This is a genomic window from Sphingopyxis sp., from assembly GCF_965227415.1.
Taxonomy (GTDB): Bacteria; Pseudomonadota; Alphaproteobacteria; order Sphingomonadales; family Sphingomonadaceae; genus Sphingopyxis.
On record NZ_OZ245749.1, the window covers coordinates 2,687,556 to 2,704,937 of the forward strand.

Here is a 17,382-nt window from a genome sequence, read left to right on the forward strand (position 1 = left end):
GCCATCGTGGCTTTTCCGCACCACTGGCAAGCAAAAAACGACGAATGCATATTCCAAGTTGAAACTCGGTTCATGTTTCATTATTGGGTAGGGCGCGGCTTGGCAAGACCAGGCCCAAGAAAAACGAAAAGGGTGGTCGAGGGGCCACCCGTCAATGGGAGACATATCATGCGTCCTTTCGCCAGCCAGCTGCGCCGTGCCGTTTATGCAACGAGCGCGCTATCGATGCTTACCTTCGCGCCGGCCGTGTTTGCGCAACAAGAAGGCGCTAGCAGCGACAGCAGCGACAATGAGATCGTCGTGACCGCCCGCCGCCGCGACGAGCGGCTGATCGACGTGCCGATCGCAGTGACCGCCTATTCGGGCGAAGCGCTCGAAAAGGCTGGCGCGATCGACATCACTGAAATTGGCCAGACGACGCCGAACACCACACTCGAAGTCTCGCGCGGCTCGAACTCGACGCTGACCGCCTTCATCCGCGGCGTCGGCCAGCAGGATCCGGTGTCGGGCTTCGAACAGGGCGTCGGCCTCTATCTCGACGATGTCTATCTGAACCGTCCGCAGGCCGCAGTGCTCGATATCTATGACGTCGAGCGCATCGAAATCCTGCGCGGACCGCAGGGCACGCTTTACGGTCGCAACACGATCGGCGGCGCGGTCAAATATGTCACGGCCCCGCTGCCGCAGGATTTTTCGCTCAAGATCAAGGGCACCTACGGTACCTATGACCAGGCTGACCTCGTCGTCACGGCCAGCACGCCGATCGGTGACCTGCTCCGCGTCGGCGGTTCGGTTGCGCGCCTGTCGCGCGGCGGCTTTGGTGACAATCTCACCACCGGGCTGGAGAATTACAACAAGGACGTCTGGGCCAGCCGCGGCACGATCGAATTCGGCGGCTATGGCGAACCGGTGCTGATCCGCATTTCGGGCGATTACAGCAAGGACAAGAGCGATCCGCGAGGCGGCCATCGCCTGATCCGGTCGCTCGCCACCAATGCGCCGGTACTCGACAGCGTGTATGACAGCCGCGGCGGCCTCGCCGATCCCGAGCAGAACATCGAAGCCTATGGTCTGGCGATCAACGTTACGGCGGAACTCAGCGACACGGTGACGCTGCGGTCGATCAGCGCCTGGCGCAAGGACAAGTCGGCGACCCCAATCGATTTCGACGCGCTGCCGGCGGTCGATGTCGACGTCCCCGGCTTCTATCTCAACGAACAGATCAGCCAGGAATTCCAGCTACTGTACGAAGGCGACAAGCTGAAAGGCCTGCTCGGTTTCTATTATCTCGACGCGACCGCCGACACCCTGTTCGACGTCCGCATCTTCAACACATTCGCCGGGCTGACCGCCTTTACCGAGGCCGACGTCGACACCAAGACCGCGGCTGTATTCGGCGATGTCACCTATGATTTCACCGACCAGCTCAGCCTTTCGGTCGGCGGCCGCTACACCTGGGACAAGCGCGACGCGTCGATCCTGCGTCAGAATTATCTGGGCGGCGGGTCGCCGGTGTTCGGTGGCGCGGGCGTACCCTTTGGCGCCCCCGGCACCGATTTCCAGGGCAGCCGCAACTTCAACAAATTTACCCCGCGCGCCTCGCTCAGTTTCAAGCCGACGCCCGACCACACGCTCTACGCCAGCTATTCGCAGGGCTTCAAGGGCGGCGGCTTCGATCCGCGGGGGGTTGGCGCGAATGCGCCCGACCTCGACGGCAACGGCTCGCGCAGCGATGCCGAAATCGCCGCCTTCCTGAGCTTCCGTCCCGAAAAGGTCGAAAGCTATGAGCTCGGATACAAGGGCAGCCTGTTCGACGGCGGTCTGAATGTCGCGATCGCCGGCTTCTATGCAGACTATACCGACGTTCAGATTCCGGGATCGGTCGCCTGCACCGTCGGCGGCCTGCCCAGCTTCTGCGGCATCGTGTCGAACGCCGGCAAGGCGACCTTCAAGGGCCTCGAGTTCGAGGGCCGCGCACGGCTCGGTCAGGATCTCGCCACCGCGGGCGACCGGCTGACGCTGTCGACCGCGCTTGGATATATCGACGCGCAATACAAGCGCTTCATCACCAATATCGCCGGTGTACCGACCGATGTCGCCGCGTTCCGTCACGTCCAGAACACGCCAAAATGGACCGCCAGTGGTACGCTCGCCTATGCGACGCCGGTCGGCGCGGGCGATCTGAGCTTCGGCACGACCTTGTCGTACCGCAGCAAGACCAACCAGTTCGAAATCCCCAATCCCTATATCGACCAGAACGGCTTTGCTTTGTGGGATGCCAGCCTGGTCTATACAGCTCCCGAGGGCCGCTGGAGCTTGGGCGTGTTCGGCAAGAATCTGACGAACAAGCATTACAAGACGTCAGGCTATACCTTCATCAACATCAATCCGATCACGGGCGTGCCGGTGATCGGCGGCAACGGTCTGCCGACATCGGCGCTCGGCACCGAGGGCACGCTGACCGCCTTCTACGGCAATCCGCGCCAGGTCTTCGTCACCGGCACGATCAAATTCTGATTGCATGGAAATAAGAGGGAGAGGGGCGTCCATTGCGGCGCCCCTTTTTCTATGCTGCCTGTCGACCAAGCCTACCATTTCCTCATGTCGTCCTCCCGGACTTGATCCGGGAGCCATCACAGCGCTGAAGTCGTGTACCGCGGATCAAATCCGGGGTGACGATGATCTACAGCTCAACCGCCAAGCGGCGGCGCGCCCGTGGCTGCCACCATGCGCTCGCCATCGATCACGATCGGGCTCGCCACGCCGTCGATCGACGCGCCCTCGGGGCGAAAACGCATCCCGCGCGCGACAATCTGCGCATCGGCGAACACGCCCGACAGATCATTGATCGGCCCCGCCGGCACCCCTTCAGCCTCGAGCGCAAGCGATAGCGGCTGCGCGTCCCACGCCGCAATCTTCACCGCCAGCAGCGGGATCAGCGCGCTCCGGTTTGCCAGGCGCGCGGCATTGTTCGCAAAGCGCTCGTCATCGGCCCATTGCGGTTCGCCCAATATGCCACAGAGCTTGCGATACTGGCTGTCGTTGCCGACCGCGACGACGAGCTGGCCATCGGCGGTCGCAAAGGCCTGATACGGCACAACATTCGCGTGCCCGTTGCCCATACGCTTCGGCGCCACACCGCTTGCGAGATAGTTGGCGGCCTGGTTTGCCAGCACCGCAACCTGCGAATCGAGCAAAGCCATATCGATATGCGCGCCGGTCCCTGTGACGTCACGACGTCGCAGCGCGGCCAGGATCGCAACCGCCGAATACATGCCGGTGAAGATATCGGCATAGGCGATGCCGGCCTTTTGCGGCGGGCCGTCGGGCTCTCCGGTCAGCGACATGAAGCCGCTCATCGCCTGAACGATGAAATCATAGCCCGCGCGGTGCGCATAGGGCCCGGTCTGGCCGAAACCGGTGATCGAACAGACGATCAGCTGCGGGAAACCGGCGCGCAACGTGGTCGGGTCGAGGCCATATTTGGCAAGCCCGCCGACTTTATAATTTTCGATCACGACATCGGCATCGGCCAGCAGCGCGCGGATTTCCGCCTGTCCTTCGGCGGTCGCGATGTCGATCGCGACGCTTTGCTTGCCGCGATTGCAGCTGTGATAATAAGCGGCGCCCAGATTCTCGCCGTCCTCGCCGACGACGAAAGGGGGGCCCCATTCGCGCGTATCGTCGCCGACACCCGGCCGCTCGACCTTGACCACCTCGGCGCCCAGGTCGGCGAGCAGCTGTCCGCACCACGGCCCCGCGAGCACGCGCGCCAGCTCGACGACGCGCAAGCCCTCCAAAGGCTTTGAGGCGACCGGCTTCGCGTCAGGCAAAGGCGGCGATGCCGGTGATCGCGCGGCCGAGGATCAGCGCATGGACGTCGTGCGTGCCCTCATAGGTGTTCACCGTTTCGAGGTTCACCGCGTGGCGGATGACATGATAGTCGGCCGATATGCCATTGCCGCCGTGCATATCGCGCGCGACGCGCGCGATATCGAGCGCTTTTCCGCAATTGTTGCGCTTGAGCAGGCTGATCGCGTCGGGAATCAGGCGTCCGTCGTCGATCATCCGCCCGACGCGCAGCGCGGCCTGAAAGCCGAGCGAAATCTCGGTGAGCATGTTCGCGAGCTTGAGCTGCACGATCTGGTTCGCCGCGAGCGGTCGCCCGAACTGCTTGCGCTCGAGCGTGTAATTGCGCGCCGCCTCGTAACAGAATTCCGCCGCACCCATCGCGCCCCAGCCGATGCCGTAGCGCGCACGGTTGAGACAGCCGAACGGGCCTTTCAACCCCGAGACGTGCGGCAACAGCGCATCTTCGCCGACCTCGACCCCGTCCATCACGATCTCGCCGGTGATCGAAGCGCGAAGGCTCACCTTGCCTTCGATCTTCGGCGCGGACAGGCCCTTCATGCCCTTTTCGAGCACGAAGCCCCGAATCGCGCCGTCGTGCGCGTCTGACTTCGCCCAGACGACAAAGACGTCGGCGATCGGCGAATTGGTGATCCACATCTTCGCGCCCTTGAGGCGATATCCGCCCGCGATCTTTTCGGCGCGCGTGCGCATGCTGCCCGGATCGCTGCCCGCGTCGGGCTCGGTCAGGCCGAAGCAGCCGACGAGTTCGCCCGACGTCAGCCCGGGCAGATACTTCCGCTTCTGTTCCTCGCTGCCGTAGGCATAGATCGGATGGATCACGAGCGAGCTCTGCACCGAACAGGCCGATCGGTAGCCCGAATCGATCCGCTCGACTTCGCGCGCGATCAGGCCATAGGAAACATAATTGAGTCCCGCACCGCCATATTCGGGGTCGATTGTGGCGCCTAGTAGGCCGAGTTGGCCCATTTCTCGCATGATCTCTCGATCGAAGCGCTCGTCGAGGAAGGCCGAGGTCACGCGGGGCAGCAGTTCGCCTTCGGCATAGGCGCGCGCCGCGCTCTGGATCATCCGTTCCTCTTCGCTCAGCTGGTCGGCGAGCTGAAGGGGGTCGAATGGGTCGAGCGCTTCGATGCGCTGCGGATCGGCGAGGGCCATGGTTCGGCTTTCTTCAGCGCGACACCGAAGGGGGTCGCTAAGGGGCAGTGACGACCGGCTTGCGGGCCATCGCGACGGCGGTTCCGTCGCGCGGCTCCAATATCGCGGCGGTCTCGATCAGGTCAAGCGCACGGCGCGCCTCGTGATAGCGGCGCGCCTGCATCAACCATTCGCTCGCTGCCGCCGCGCCGGGCATCGCCTGAACCTCGGCAATCGCCTTGTCGGCCATACCGCCGGCAAGATAGCGGCGCGCGCGTTCGAGCCGCTCGGCCGCGCGCGGCGACTGCGTGCCCGTGGGCCGCACGACGAACAATTCGCTCAGCTCGCGGCGCAGGCCGGTCCACAGACTGCCGTTGTCATTGCTGCGGCCGACCAGCTCGGGCGCCAGCGTGTCGAGTTCGGTACGCAATTGCTCGAGCGTCACCGGCTCGCGCGAGGTTTCGATGATCGTCTTGACCGCATTGGGCTGGTCGTCACCGAAGCGCAGCCGCAGCTGCGCCTCGAGATAGCCGAGCGACAGACCGCGATCGAGCGCGCGCCGCACCGCGAACGCCACGAGCAGGCCTTCGGCGCGCGAGGCGTTGCCCGACGCCGATTCGGCCTGGAGCGTGATGCGCGACAGCCGCTGTTCGAGTTCGGCGACGCGCGCGCCCAGCGCATCGGGGCTGTCGACCGGCGCGACGACCAGCGCCGTTTGTCCGGTCTTGGGATCAGCTGCCGTCTGGCCGACGACCGCAAGCTGTTCGCCAGCCGGCGCATCGCCAACCGCCGTTTCGGTCTTGGGGTCGGGGTCGAGCCAACGACTCATCGCCCAGCCCCCGCCGACGACACCGGCAAGCAGCAGAACCATCGCACCGACAAAAAGAGCACGAAAGGACAATCGTTTAACCGGTACCGCGCCGTCCACGGGGGTCGACGTGTCGATAGTGTCGATAGCCATGTTTCTCTTTCGAACGACCCTGTTATTCGGCCTTTTGGCACAAAATATGCGCCGCTGCCAACATCGAGGCGTCGTCGGGCTGTGCCGCAACCGCAATTTGTCCCCAGCCTTCGCCCGCGGCAGCCGCCACCGCCCGACTGATCGCGACGAGCGACAGATGGCTGCGCGCCGCGCCGACGAGGTCGGCGATCCTTGCCGCGCCGCGCATCGAATGGGCCAGCAGCACCGCGGGCGCCGCGACCGCCTCGCTCCAGCCCGACGGGCGCGGTGCGGCGTCGATGGCATAGACGGGAAGCGGCACGAGACGCGCCGCCCGCGCATCGAAATCAGACCGGTCGCGCCCGCAAATCCACAGAATTCGCTGAATCTTTTGTGACGCCATGGCGTCGATCAAACTTTGGGCATCGCGCGTCCCGGTCGCCACGACGCGCAAACCCGCGGCAGCGGCGGCGGCTGCCGTCGCGGCGCCCACCGCATGGACGGGCAAGCTCGCGATTCGGGCAAGGTCTGGCCCCGCGAGCCGCGCGGCCTGCGCACTGGTCATCAGCAACGCGTCGAAATCGGCGGCATCGGGCACGTCCCATTGCAGCGGCCGCGCCTCGAAAAGCGGCATGAACCGCGCATCTAGGCCCATTGCCTTCGCCCGCTCGACCGTCGCCGACCCACCCGGATCGGCACGTGTGACGATGAGCGGCGGGTGGCAGCTCATATCGTGAAAAGCCGCCTGACGGTTTCGGGCGCTTCGTCGAGCAAGCGCCGCGCCAGGGCTTCGGCGCTGTCCTCGCCCGCAAGGATGGCATGACCCGCCACATGCTCGGCGCCGTCGTCCGAATAGAGTTCGGCGTCGAGGCGCAGCGATCCATCCTGTTGCCAATGCGCATAGGCCGCGACGGGCGACCGGCAATCGCCGCCAAGCGCAGCCAACAAGGCCCGCTCCGCCGCCACTGCTCGATGCGTCGGTGCGTGATCGATCGCCTTCAGCAGCGCAAAGGTCGCCGCGTCGTCGGCGCGGCATTCGATGCCGATCGCGCCCTGCGACGCGGCGGGGAGCAGCAGGTCGATCGCCTGTGGCGCCCCGACGTCATGCATCGCCAACCGGTCGAGGCCCGCCGCCGCGAGCAGCGTCGCATCGACATCGCCGGCTTCGAGTTTCGCGAGCCGCGTCTGGACATTGCCGCGCAGCAGCATCGTGACCAGATCGGGCCGCAGGCGCTTCACCTGGGCCGCGCGCCGCGGGCTGCTCGTCCCGAGCCGCGCGCCCGCAGGCAAGTCGGCGATCGCCGCGGCGTCGATCCCGCCGCGTACCACCAGCCGGTCGCGCGGGTCGGCGCGTTCGAGCATCGCGCCGAGCACAAAGCGCGGATCGCGAATGGTCTCGACATCCTTCAGCGAATGGACCGCGATATCGATGGCGCCCGCATCGAGCGCGGCATCGAGCTCGCGCGTCCACAGCGCTTTGCCGCCGACCTCGGCGAGCGCGCGATCCTGGATCCGGTCGCCGGTGGCGGTCATCGGGACAATTTCAAGCGCCGCGGGCGCCAGCGCATGCGCTTGGGTCAACGCCGTTGCCGCCATATGGGCCTGTGCGAGCGCCAGCGGGGACGCGCGCGTGCCGATGCGCAGCGGGCGGGCGGGGTTGGGAAGCGGAATCGAGGCCATATTCCTCCGCTAGCGTGGGTTGCCCTGCCTGCAAAGGGGCGGGTAAAGGGGCGCGCAATAATATGACTCTGATCCTCGGCCTCGAATCGAGCTGCGACGAAACCGCAGCAGCGCTCGTCGACAGCGACAGGCGCATCCTTGCGCATCGCGTCGCGGGGCAGGAAGCCGAGCACAAGCCCTATGGCGGCGTCGTTCCCGAGATCGCCGCGCGCGCGCATGTCGACCGGCTCGCGCCGCTCGTCGAAGGCGTGCTGACCGACGCCGGGCTGACGCTCGCCGACGTCGACGCGATCGCCGCGACCGCGGGCCCCGGGCTGGTCGGCGGCGTGATGGTCGGCCTCGTCACCGGCAAAGCGCTCGCGCACGCCGCGAACAAGCCGCTGATTGCCGTCAATCACCTCGAGGGGCACGCGCTGAGCCCGCGCCTGATCGATCCCGGCCTCCAATTCCCCTATCTGCTGCTGCTCGTTTCGGGCGGCCATTGCCAGTTGCTCCTCGTGAAGGGCGTCGGCCAGTATCGCCGCCTTGCGACCACGATCGACGACGCGGCGGGCGAAGCGTTCGACAAGACCGCCAAGCTGCTCGGCCTTGGCTATCCTGGCGGCCCGGCGGTCGAGCGCGTCGCGCAGGGCGGCGACCCGCGCGCGGTGCCGCTCCCCCGTCCGCTCGTGGGCAGCGCCGAACCGCATTTCTCTTTCGCGGGCCTCAAGAGCGCCGTCGCGCGCGCCGCCGCCTCGGCCGAGCATAGCGTCGCCGAACTCGCGGCGTCCTTTCAGCAGGCGGTCGTCGATTGCCTGGTCGACCGCAGCCGCATCGCGCTGGCGGCCTGCCCCGAAGCGACCGCTTTCGTTGTCGCGGGCGGCGTCGCCGCAAACGGCGCGATCCGCACCGCGCTGACCAGCCTTGCCGCGCGCTTCGACAAGCCTTTCGTTGCGCCGCCGCTGTGGCTCTGCACCGACAATGGCGCGATGATCGCCTGGGCGGGCGCCGAACGCTTCGCCGCGGGCCTCACCGATCCACTCGACACCGCCGCGCGTCCGCGCTGGCCGCTCGATCCCGAAGCAGAGGCCGTGCGCGGCGCCGGGGTGAAGGCATGACGTCATACCGCAATTTCGGCGTCATCGGCGGCGGCGCCTGGGGCACCGCGCTCGCCCAGATGCTCGCGGCCGAGGGCGCGCCGGTCCGGCTGTGGGCGCGCGAGGACGACGTCGTTGCCGCGATCAACTCCGAACACCGCAATCCGTTGTTTCTGCCGAACGCGGCGCTGTCTCCCTCGCTGACCGCAACGCACGATCTGACCGACCTCGCCGCCTGCGATGCGTTGCTCGTCGTCGTCCCCGTTCCCTTTTTGCGCGCGGTTCTGAACGACCTTCCGTCGGGCAACGCCCCGCTGATCTTTTGCAGCAAGGGCATGGAGGCCGACAGCTTCGCTTTCCCGATCGATATCGCGAAGCATATCTGTCCCGCGCGAGCGCTCGCGGTACTGTCCGGCCCGACCTTCGCGCACGAAGTCGCGGCCGGACTGCCGACCGCGATCACGCTGGCCGCCGCCGATACCGATACCGCCGAATCCATCGCGCAGGCGCTCGCGCGCCCGCATTTCCGCCCCTATGTGTCGACCGACATGATCGGCGCCGAAATCGGCGGCGCGGTGAAGAATGTCCTCGCGATCGCCTGCGGCATCGTCGACGGAGCGGGGCTTGGGCTGAATGCGCGTGCGGCATTGATCAGCCGCGGTTTCGCCGAAATGTCGCGTTTCGGGCTCGCTCGCGGCGCGCAGCCGGAGACGCTTGCCGGGCTTGCCGGGCTCGGCGACCTGGTACTCACCTGCACCTCGGCGAATTCGCGCAATTTCGCGCTCGGCCAGGGACTCGGCCGCGGCGAAGAGGCAGCGGCGCTGATGGCCGACCGCCGCACGGTCGCCGAAGGCGCGTTCAGCGCCCCCGTGATCGCGGCCGCGGCGCGCAGCGAAGGCATCGACATGCCGATCACCGACGCAGTTGCGCGGCTCGTCGCGGGCGAGATTCGCGCCGCACAGGCGATTCAGGCTCTGCTCAGCCGACCGCTGCGATCCGAGGGCCGATGAGATACCGCATTCAATTGCCTGCCCCCGCGCGCCGCGCTAGATTGCGCGGCGGGGAAATGGAAAAGGGGCGCCGGGCTTGAGCCAGACGGACAGCGCGACCGTGCGCACCTCCGATGCCGCCGAGCCTGGAATGGCCGACGCGGACGCTGCGGCGCTCGCCAAGGGCGGCCGGACCAATTTCTTCGGCTTCATCCTCCGCCTCGTCGCGCGATTGCCTTTCCTCTATTTCGCCGGCCGCTGGTACGGGCCCGAAGCGGTCGGACGCTTCGCCTTTGCGGTGCTGGTCATCGAGCTGATCGCGCAGCTCGCGACGCTCGGTCTCAAGCGCGGCCTTGCCGAACAGCTCAGCGCCCCCGACGCAGACCAGCGCACCGTCGTGTGGGACGGCATGTTCGTCGCGGCGCTCGCCTCTGCGCTCGGTTCGATCCTGCTGCTGCTGCTGCCGCAGCTGATGTTCCCGGCGGGCAATATCGACGGGACCGACCGCTGGATGGCGCTGTTGATCTTCGCGATCGCGGGCACCGACGTCGCGCTCGCCGCGTGCGCCTATCGCTTTGACGTCGGCGCGACGGTGCGCGCCCGCGCCGTCGTCGAACCGTGGGTGATCAGCATCGCGGCCGCGGGCTTTTTCTATGTGTCCAAGCGCGACGGGCTGATGCTGTCCTACGCCGCGGCGATGGTCGGGGCCTTTCTGACCGCCCTGATCCCGATGATCCGCCATTATGGCGGCCCGCGCGGATGGCGCCCGCACCCGGCGCATCTGATCATGGTCGCGCGCCGCAATGCGCCGCTCGCCGCAGCCGATGCGATCGAATGGGGAACGCGCCGTCTCGACCTGTTCATTCTCGGCCAATTCACCTCGCCGAGCATTTACGGCATCTATTATATGGCGCAGCAGGTCGCTTCGTTGCCGCAGAAGCTCAAGACCAGCTTCGAGCCGATCCTCGGCCCCGTGATTACGCGCAACCTGGCCGAAAACAAGCTTGCGGCCGTGGCCGCCCAGGTCAGCCAGGTCGGCTTCTGGATCATCGCCGCGCAGGCCGGTATCGCCCTTGCCCTGGGTATTCCGGGCGAAGCGGTTATGGGGCTTGTCGGTCCGCAATTCGTCAGCGGCTCCGGCGCGCTCGCCTTTCTGCTCGCCGCCGAAGTCGTCGCGGCGACTGCGGTCGTCAGCGAAGCCGCGCTCGTCTATGTCGCGCGCCACCGCAATCTGCTGATCAGCCTGGCGACGCTCGCGCTTCAGGGCGTCCTCAGCGTCACGCTGATCCTTCTCGCCAAAAGCTGGGGGCTCGATCCGATCTATTATGCAGTGGCCGTCGCGCTCGCGCTGATGCTCGCACTCGGCTTTGCCTCGCTCGCCAAGGCGCGGCTGCTCGCGCATGTGCTGAAGGCACCGGTGAACAGTCTGCGCTGGGCGCTGATCTGGGCGACCGCCGGCGCGGCGGTGCTCGGCTGGGGTGCGACGCAGCTGCCCGAATGGGCCGAGCTGCTGATCGGCGTCCCATTGATTCTCGGCATCTACGCCTGGCTGATCTGGACGCGCGGCTTTGGCCCCGCCGATCGGGCGCTGTTCAAGAAGCACCCGGAATCGACGCCGGCCTGAAGACTATTCGACCGCTTTCTGCGCTGCGTCGCCGACATTCTCGGCGGCATTGCCGACCTTTTGCGCCGCTTCGGTAATCGCGCCGCTTTCGGCCTTGTCGTTCGCCAGAAACTGAAACGCGAAAAAGGCCGCGACGACAATCAGCGCGAGCAAGACGAGGCCAAAGCCCATCCCGCCGCCGCGACGCGGCTCGCGATCGATGATCGTGGTGGTGTGCGTCGTCCCGTCGGGGGCGCGCGTTTCGTGAATTTCGTCGGCCATGTGCAGAGCCTCCTATGCTTGATGGGGCATAGGACGCCCGGCGCGGGCGAAGGTTCCTAGCCGAGGCGTTCGGCGACCTTGGCCTTCAGGTCGGTCTGCGCCCGCGGGCCGACCTGCGCGATGATTTCGCGCGCGCAGACAGCGCCCATCGTCAGGCAGTCCTCGATCGAGCGGCCTTCGGCGAGACCCGACAGGAATCCGGCCGCAAACAGGTCGCCGGCGCCGGTCGTGTCGACGACGGTGTCGATCGGTTCGGCCCCGACTTCGGTACGATCGCCGCCCTGAAGCGCGATCGCGCCATCCGAACCGCGCGTGACGATCAGCAGCGGTACCTGCGGCGCAATCTTCGCCACGGCCGCCTCGAAATCCTCGGTCTCGGCCAGCGCGCAGATTTCAACCTCGTTCGCGAACAGGATATCGAACAGCCCTTCGCTGATCAGCGCGCGGAAATCGGCGCCGTGACGGTCGATGATGAAGGCGTCCGACAGCGTGAAGGCGACCTTGCGCCCCGCGCCGCGCGACACGTCGATCGCACGCCGCATCGCTGCGCGCGACAGCGGCGGATCCCACAAATAGCCTTCGAGATAGAGGATTTCCGAATCGGCGATCCACGCCTCGTCGATCATCGCCTGGTCGAGCAGGTGACTCGCGCCGAGGAAGGTGTTCATCGTGCGCTGGCCGTCGGGCGTGACCAGGATCAGGCAACGCGCGGTCGGCGCGCCTTCCTTGAGCGCAGGGGTTTCGTACGCCACGCCGAGCGCGCGCAGGTCGTGCGTGAACACATGGCCGAGCTGGTCGTCGGCAACCTGCCCGATGAAGGCGCAGCGTTCGCCCAGCGCCGCCATGCCCGCGAGCGTGTTCGCCGCGCTGCCACCCGATACTTCGACCGCCGGCCCCATCGCCGCATAGAGACGCTCGGCCTCTTCGGTGTCGATCAGCCGCATCGATCCCTTGACCAGGCCCTCGGCCTCGATCAGCGCGTCGTCGGCGCGGGCAAGAACGTCGACGATCGCATTGCCGATGGCGACGACGTCGAAACGGGCGGTGGAGGCCATGAAATATCCTGTGCTGTATGGGAAAAGCTGCGCGGGCCTTTAGGGGCCGCAGCGCCTCAAGGCAAGCGGGGCGCTTGACGCGCGGCCCTCGCCCGCGCCATCCCCTGTGCATGGCCCGCGCCGTTCACGCCTTTCTGCTTGCCCTCGGGGACGTGACGAACCCGCGCGTGATGCGCGTGCTTGTCCAGAGCCTGATCCTGACATTGCTGATCTTCGCCGCTGCGGGCGCCGCGATCTATTATGGCGCGCACTGGGCGCTCGGCCATTGGCGCTGGCTCGACGGGGTCGAGCTCGACATGGCCGGCGTTCTGATCCTGCTGGTGCTGGTTGCAGGAAGCTGGCTGCTCTTTCGCGCGGTCGCGATCGTGGTCGTCGGGCTTTTTGCCGATACGATCGTCGCCGATGTCGAGGGACGCCATTACCCCGCGGCCGCCGCGCGTGCCGTCGATGTCGGCTGGCGGCAGAATATCAGCCTCGCGCTGGCGTCGCTCGCGCGGCTGGTCGGTGGCAATCTGGTCGCGCTGCCCGTCTATCTGATTCTGCTCTTCACGGGAATCGGCACCCCGATCTTTGCGCTGTTCGTCAATGCGCTGTTGCTCGGCCGCGATCTGGAGGCGATGGTTCTGGCCCGCCACCCCGAACGCCCGCGCTTTGACCGCCGCGCGCGCTGGTCGCTCGGCCTGCTGTCCGCCGCAAGCTTCGTGGTGCCCGTCGCCAATCTGTTGGCCCCCATCCTCAGCGCCGCTATGGCCGTCCACCTGTTGCACCTGCGGGATAGAGACCCATCATGAAAATCAATGCGCTGCTCGCGATTGCGGCAGCCACCACCCTGCTCGCGGGCTGCGCCGCCGGCCCTCCCCCGCGCCCGAGCAAACCCGTCGCCACGCCGCGACCGCCATCGACCCCGCCGCGGATCGTTCAGAGCAACAGTCTGGTCGGCCAGCATGCCAATGCCGCACTTTCGCTGTTCGGCAAGCCGCGCCTCGACGTCGCCGAAGGCGCCGGTCGCAAGCTGCAATTCGCGGGCACGGCGTGCATCCTCGATATCTATTATTACGCGCCAAAGGCCGGGGCCGACCCGATCGCGACGCATGTCGACGCGCGCACCCCCGAAGGGCGCGATGCGAATGTCGACAGCTGCGTCGGCGCGCTGCGCCGCTGACGTCAGGACGCCAGTTCGGCGCGCGCCCATTCGGCCGCCTCGGCGACCATGGGTGATTCGTCACCCGTCAGCACTTCAAGCCGCGCCAAGAAGCGCACGTCGCCGCTGTTTCCGGCCGCGATCGCGGCGTTGCGCACCATGCGATTACGTCCGATCCGTTTGATTGGCGACCCCGCGAACACCTGCCGGAAGCCCGCATCGTCGAGCGCGAGCAGATCGGCGAGCGACGGCGCCACCAGTTCGGCGCGCGGCAGAAAGGCCCGGTGGCGCGCAGCGGTGTCGGCGAACTTGTTCCACGGACACACCGACAGGCAATCGTCGCAGCCATAGATGCGATTGCCGATTCCGCGCCGGAACTCCTCGGGAATCGGCCCGTCATGCTCGATCGTCAAATACGAGATGCAGCGCCGCGCATCGAGCCGGTACGGCGCGGGAAACGCGTCGGTCGGGCACGCATCCTGGCACGCCGTGCAGCTTCCGCATGTATCGCGACCCGGCAGCGACGGCGTCAGGTCGAGCGTCGTATAGATTGCTCCCAGGAACAGCCAGCTGCCATGCTCGCGGCTGACCAGATTGGTGTGCTTACCCTGCCAGCCGAGCCCGGCTGCCGCCGACAGCGGCTTTTCCATCACTGGTGCAGTATCGACGAACACCTTGACCTCGGCATCCTTCGCTTCGGCAACGAGCCAGCGCGCCACGGCTTTCAGCGCCTTTTTCACGACGTCATGATAGTCGGCGCCTTGCGCATAGACCGAAATACGCCCGCGCTCGGGCACCGCCGCCAGCGCGAGTGGATCGACCTCGGGCGCATAGCTCATGCCGAGCGCGATCACCGATCGCACTTCGGGCCATAACCCCTGCGGCGATCCGCGCTGCCCGGCGCGGCTTTCCATCCAGATCATGTCGCCGTGCCGCCCTTCGGCGAGCCACTGGCCCAGCCGCGCCGCGGTCTGCGGCGCTGCGTCGGCGCGCGCGATCCCGAACGCGGCAAAACCCTGTTCGCGCGCGATGTCAGCGAGCCTTTGCTCGATGGAAGGCAAGGCTTCGGCAACCATTGGCGCTCTATACGGCAAGCGCATCGCCGTGCCATAGTCGCGGAACGAATTGATCAGGGACCCGGATTTGACCGAACTCAGCGTCGAGGCCATCGGCCTCAGCAAATATTTCGACAGCTTCAAGGCCGTCGATCATGTCAGCCTCCAGGTTCCGACCGGCAGCATCTATGGCGTGCTTGGCCCCAATGGCGCGGGCAAGACGACAAGCCTGCGCATGACGCTGGGCGTCATCGATCCCGACGAAGGGTCAAGCCGGCTGCTCGGCGGCCACAAGCCGCAATCGGTGCGTCACCGAATCGGCTATCTTCCTGAAGAGCGTGGTCTTTACCCCGGCATGAAGGCGCGCGAGGCCATTGCCTTCATGGGTGCGCTGCGCGGGCTCGACTGGTCCGAAGGCCGCCGCCGCGCCGCAATCTTCATGACCGAGCTCGGGCTCGAGCGGGTGATCGACGAAAAAATCCGCAAAATGTCGAAGGGCATGGCGCAGATGGTCCAGCTGATCGGTTCGATCGTCCACGCGCCCGATCTCATCGTCCTCGACGAACCTTTTTCAGGGCTTGATCCGGTCAATCAGGAACGGCTCGAAATGATCGTCCGCCGCGAACGCGACCGCGGCGCGACGATCCTATTCTCGACCCATGTCATGGCGCATGCCGAGCGGCTCTGCGACCGGCTCGCGATCATCGCGCGCTCGCAGCGCCGCTTCGAAGGCACCGTCGACGAAGCGCGCGCGCTGCTGCCGATGCAGGTGCGTTATACGCCGCGCGATTTGACCGACAGTGTCGCCACGCTGCTTCCCGCTGGCGCCGAACGCAAAGGCGATGCCTGGCATTTCGCGATCGAGGAAGCCGATGTCGAACCATTGCTCGCGCGCATCACCGCGAGCGGGCACGGCGTTGCGGGTCTGTCGATCGCGCGCCCGGCGCTGCACGACGCCTTCGTCCATATCGTGCGCCAGGTCGACGCAGGATTCGACGCCGCACCCGAATCCGACGCGATCGAGGAGGCCGCGGCATGAAACCTTTCCTCAGGAACATGTTTGTCATCGCGCGCCGCGACTTCCTCGCGATCGTCGCGACGCCGACTTTTCTGCTCTTTCTGCTCGCGCCGCTGCTGATGGTCGGCATGGGCGCGGTCGGAGGGCTCGGCGCGTCGCAGCTCGCCGACAGCGCGCGCGGCAAGGGGCGCATCGTGGCGATCGCGGACGCCGCCGATGTCGACGCGCTGCGCAAGGCCGATACCCGGCTGCGCGAGGCGCTTTCGGGCAGCGAACGTCCGCTGATGCTCGACGTTCGCGTCGCCGGGCCACAGACGACTGATCCGCTCGTCATCGCGCGCGAGAAGGGCAGCGACACTTATGCGGTGATGAGCGGCCCGCTCGCGAGCCCGCGCATCATCGAGCGCAACGAAGGCAGCACGTCGGGCCGCTATCTCGCGCTGCTCGCCGCCGATGTCCTGCGCGACCGCGCCGCGGGGCCGGTACCGCCGGTCGCGCCGCGCTTCGAAGCGCTCACCAGCGGCGGAACGAGCGTCGCCGCCCAGCAATCGCTCGGGTTCGGCGCTGTCTTTGTGATCTTTCTGATGACGCTGCTGCTCGCCGGCCAGACGGTGGGCTCGATGGCCGAGGAAAAGGGCAACAAGGTCATCGAGATCCTCGCGGCCGCAGTGCCGCTTGAGAGCGTGTTCCTCGGCAAATTGCTCGGCATGCTCGGCGTCGCCATTCTGTTCATCGCCTTCTGGGGCGTCGTCGCGATCGGCGTCGGCTCTTTCGCGGCGACGCAAGTCGATCCCGCCACGATCGCCGCCGCGGGCCAATCCGCCGCTGCGCTCGCGGTCGCTCCCGCCACCGGTTGGGGCTTCTTCATCGGCATTTCGCTGTGCTATTTCATCACGGCCTTCCTTCTGCTCGGCGCGGTTTTCCTTGGCGTCGGCGCGCAAGCGAGCACGGTGCGCGAAATCCAGATGCTCAGCCTGCCGATCACCATCTTTCAGGTTGGCATGTTCAGCCTGTCGGCCGCGGCAGCGAGCGCGCCTGACAGCGGCCTTGCCCGCGTTGCGCAGACCCTTCCCTTTTCCTCACCCTTCGCGATGGCGGCGCGCGCCGCAACCGACAGCGCGCAGGGCGTCCATCTGCTCGCCCTCGGATGGCAGGCGATCTGGGTCGCGCTGGTCGTCTATCTGTCAGTGCGTCTGTTCCGCGCCGGGGTGCTCAGCAGCGGCAGCGGGTGGAAATTCTGGAAAAAGAAGCGGGCATAGGCTGGCCGGATTCGACCAAAGAGCGACGGTAATTTGTCGTCATCCCGCGCTTGATGCGGGATCCATGAGCGCCACGGCAGCTGTGGACCCCGGATCAAGCCTGTCCTGAGCCTGTCGAAGGGTCCGGGGTGACGAATGAGAAGACGATCGCTCTCCATTCGCTTCGACCTCCCACCGCTGGTCCGAGCGAAACCGCGGACAACGGCCCATTGCAGACGATCTTGATGTGTTCCCCGGCGAAGGCCGGGATCCAAAGCGTGCGCACGCAACGTCGGCT

General features: G+C 66.6%; 16 protein-coding genes. 8 read left to right on the plus strand and 8 right to left on the minus strand.

Annotation, left to right across the window (positions count from 1 at the left end; translation table 11 throughout):
- Positions 1 to 225 precede the first annotated feature (225 nt).
- Positions 226 to 2,517, plus strand: a complete 2,292-nt coding sequence (locus ACO055_RS13175) for a TonB-dependent receptor (RefSeq protein WP_422062463.1) — start codon at positions 226 to 228, stop codon at positions 2,515 to 2,517.
- Between the two features lie 173 nt (positions 2,518 to 2,690).
- Here ACO055_RS13175 and ACO055_RS13180 read toward each other — a convergent pair whose 3' ends face one another.
- The 5 genes from ACO055_RS13180 to hemC are packed head-to-tail and all read right to left on the minus strand — an operon-like array spanning position 2,691 to position 7,627.
- Positions 2,691 to 3,800, minus strand: coding sequence for a CaiB/BaiF CoA transferase family protein (locus ACO055_RS13180; RefSeq protein ID WP_422059345.1), 1,110 nt, complete (start codon positions 3,798 to 3,800; stop codon positions 2,691 to 2,693).
- A 25-nt stretch (positions 3,801 to 3,825) separates the two neighbouring features.
- Complete coding sequence (locus tag ACO055_RS13185) at positions 3,826 to 5,028, minus strand: acyl-CoA dehydrogenase (RefSeq protein ID WP_422059346.1); 1,203 nt, start codon at positions 5,026 to 5,028, stop codon at positions 3,826 to 3,828.
- Between the two features lie 37 nt (positions 5,029 to 5,065).
- Positions 5,066 to 5,968 carry a mitofilin family membrane protein gene (locus ACO055_RS13190; RefSeq protein ID WP_422059347.1) on the minus strand — a complete coding sequence of 301 codons (903 nt, stop codon included), beginning with the start codon at positions 5,966 to 5,968 and terminating at the stop codon, positions 5,066 to 5,068.
- 22 nt (positions 5,969 to 5,990) lie between these two features.
- Positions 5,991 to 6,677, minus strand: a complete 687-nt coding sequence (locus ACO055_RS13195) for a uroporphyrinogen-III synthase (RefSeq protein ID WP_422059348.1) — start codon at positions 6,675 to 6,677, stop codon at positions 5,991 to 5,993.
- Positions 6,674 to 7,627 (minus strand): hydroxymethylbilane synthase, encoded by a 954-nt coding sequence (hemC, locus tag ACO055_RS13200; RefSeq protein ID WP_422059349.1) that lies wholly within the window; start codon positions 7,625 to 7,627, stop codon positions 6,674 to 6,676. The genes ACO055_RS13195 and hemC overlap by 4 nt, the downstream gene beginning before the upstream one ends.
- A gap of 62 nt (positions 7,628 to 7,689) precedes the next feature.
- On the opposite strand from hemC, the gene tsaD reads away from it, so the two are divergent.
- The 3 genes from tsaD to ACO055_RS13215 all read left to right on the plus strand — a co-directional run bounded on the left by tsaD (position 7,690) and on the right by ACO055_RS13215 (position 11,316).
- On the plus strand, positions 7,690 to 8,724 hold the full coding sequence (gene tsaD / locus ACO055_RS13205) for a tRNA (adenosine(37)-N6)-threonylcarbamoyltransferase complex transferase subunit TsaD (protein WP_422059350.1): 1,035 nt from the start codon (positions 7,690 to 7,692) through the stop codon (positions 8,722 to 8,724).
- Positions 8,721 to 9,713 carry an NAD(P)H-dependent glycerol-3-phosphate dehydrogenase gene (locus ACO055_RS13210; RefSeq protein ID WP_422059351.1) on the plus strand — a complete coding sequence of 331 codons (993 nt, stop codon included), beginning with the start codon at positions 8,721 to 8,723 and terminating at the stop codon, positions 9,711 to 9,713. Before tsaD ends, ACO055_RS13210 begins: the two co-directional genes overlap by 4 nt.
- A gap of 130 nt (positions 9,714 to 9,843) precedes the next feature.
- A complete protein-coding gene (locus ACO055_RS13215; protein ID WP_422062464.1) occupies positions 9,844 to 11,316 on the plus strand; it encodes a lipopolysaccharide biosynthesis protein in 1,473 nt (490 codons plus the stop codon).
- Between the two features lie 3 nt (positions 11,317 to 11,319).
- On the opposite strand, the gene ACO055_RS13220 is transcribed toward ACO055_RS13215, so the two are convergent.
- Positions 11,320 to 11,577 carry a hypothetical protein gene (locus ACO055_RS13220; RefSeq protein WP_422059352.1) on the minus strand — a complete coding sequence of 86 codons (258 nt, stop codon included), beginning with the start codon at positions 11,575 to 11,577 and terminating at the stop codon, positions 11,320 to 11,322.
- 56 nt (positions 11,578 to 11,633) lie between these two features.
- Complete coding sequence (locus ACO055_RS13225) at positions 11,634 to 12,632, minus strand: adenosine kinase (protein WP_422059353.1); 999 nt, start codon at positions 12,630 to 12,632, stop codon at positions 11,634 to 11,636.
- A 110-nt stretch (positions 12,633 to 12,742) separates the two neighbouring features.
- Here ACO055_RS13225 and ACO055_RS13230 point away from each other — a divergent pair, with 110 nt between their 5' ends.
- Together ACO055_RS13230 and ACO055_RS13235 are read left to right on the plus strand one after the other, a co-directional pair.
- A complete protein-coding gene (locus ACO055_RS13230; RefSeq protein ID WP_422059354.1) occupies positions 12,743 to 13,423 on the plus strand; it encodes an EI24 domain-containing protein in 681 nt (226 codons plus the stop codon).
- Complete coding sequence (locus ACO055_RS13235; RefSeq protein ID WP_422059355.1) at positions 13,420 to 13,794, plus strand: hypothetical protein; 375 nt, start codon at positions 13,420 to 13,422, stop codon at positions 13,792 to 13,794. The genes ACO055_RS13230 and ACO055_RS13235 overlap by 4 nt, the downstream gene beginning before the upstream one ends.
- 2 nt (positions 13,795 to 13,796) lie before the next feature.
- On the opposite strand, the gene queG is transcribed toward ACO055_RS13235, so the two are convergent.
- Positions 13,797 to 14,849 (minus strand): tRNA epoxyqueuosine(34) reductase QueG, encoded by a 1,053-nt coding sequence (queG, locus tag ACO055_RS13240; protein WP_422062465.1) that lies wholly within the window; start codon positions 14,847 to 14,849, stop codon positions 13,797 to 13,799.
- 67 nt (positions 14,850 to 14,916) lie between these two features.
- Between queG and ACO055_RS13245 the strand changes: the two genes are divergently transcribed.
- Both ACO055_RS13245 and ACO055_RS13250 read left to right on the plus strand, forming a co-directional pair.
- Positions 14,917 to 15,867 (plus strand): ABC transporter ATP-binding protein, encoded by a 951-nt coding sequence (locus ACO055_RS13245; RefSeq protein WP_422059356.1) that lies wholly within the window; start codon positions 14,917 to 14,919, stop codon positions 15,865 to 15,867.
- Complete coding sequence (locus tag ACO055_RS13250; protein ID WP_422059357.1) at positions 15,864 to 17,105, plus strand: ABC transporter permease; 1,242 nt, start codon at positions 15,864 to 15,866, stop codon at positions 17,103 to 17,105. The genes ACO055_RS13245 and ACO055_RS13250 overlap by 4 nt, the downstream gene beginning before the upstream one ends.
- Positions 17,106 to 17,382: the final 277 nt, after the last annotated feature.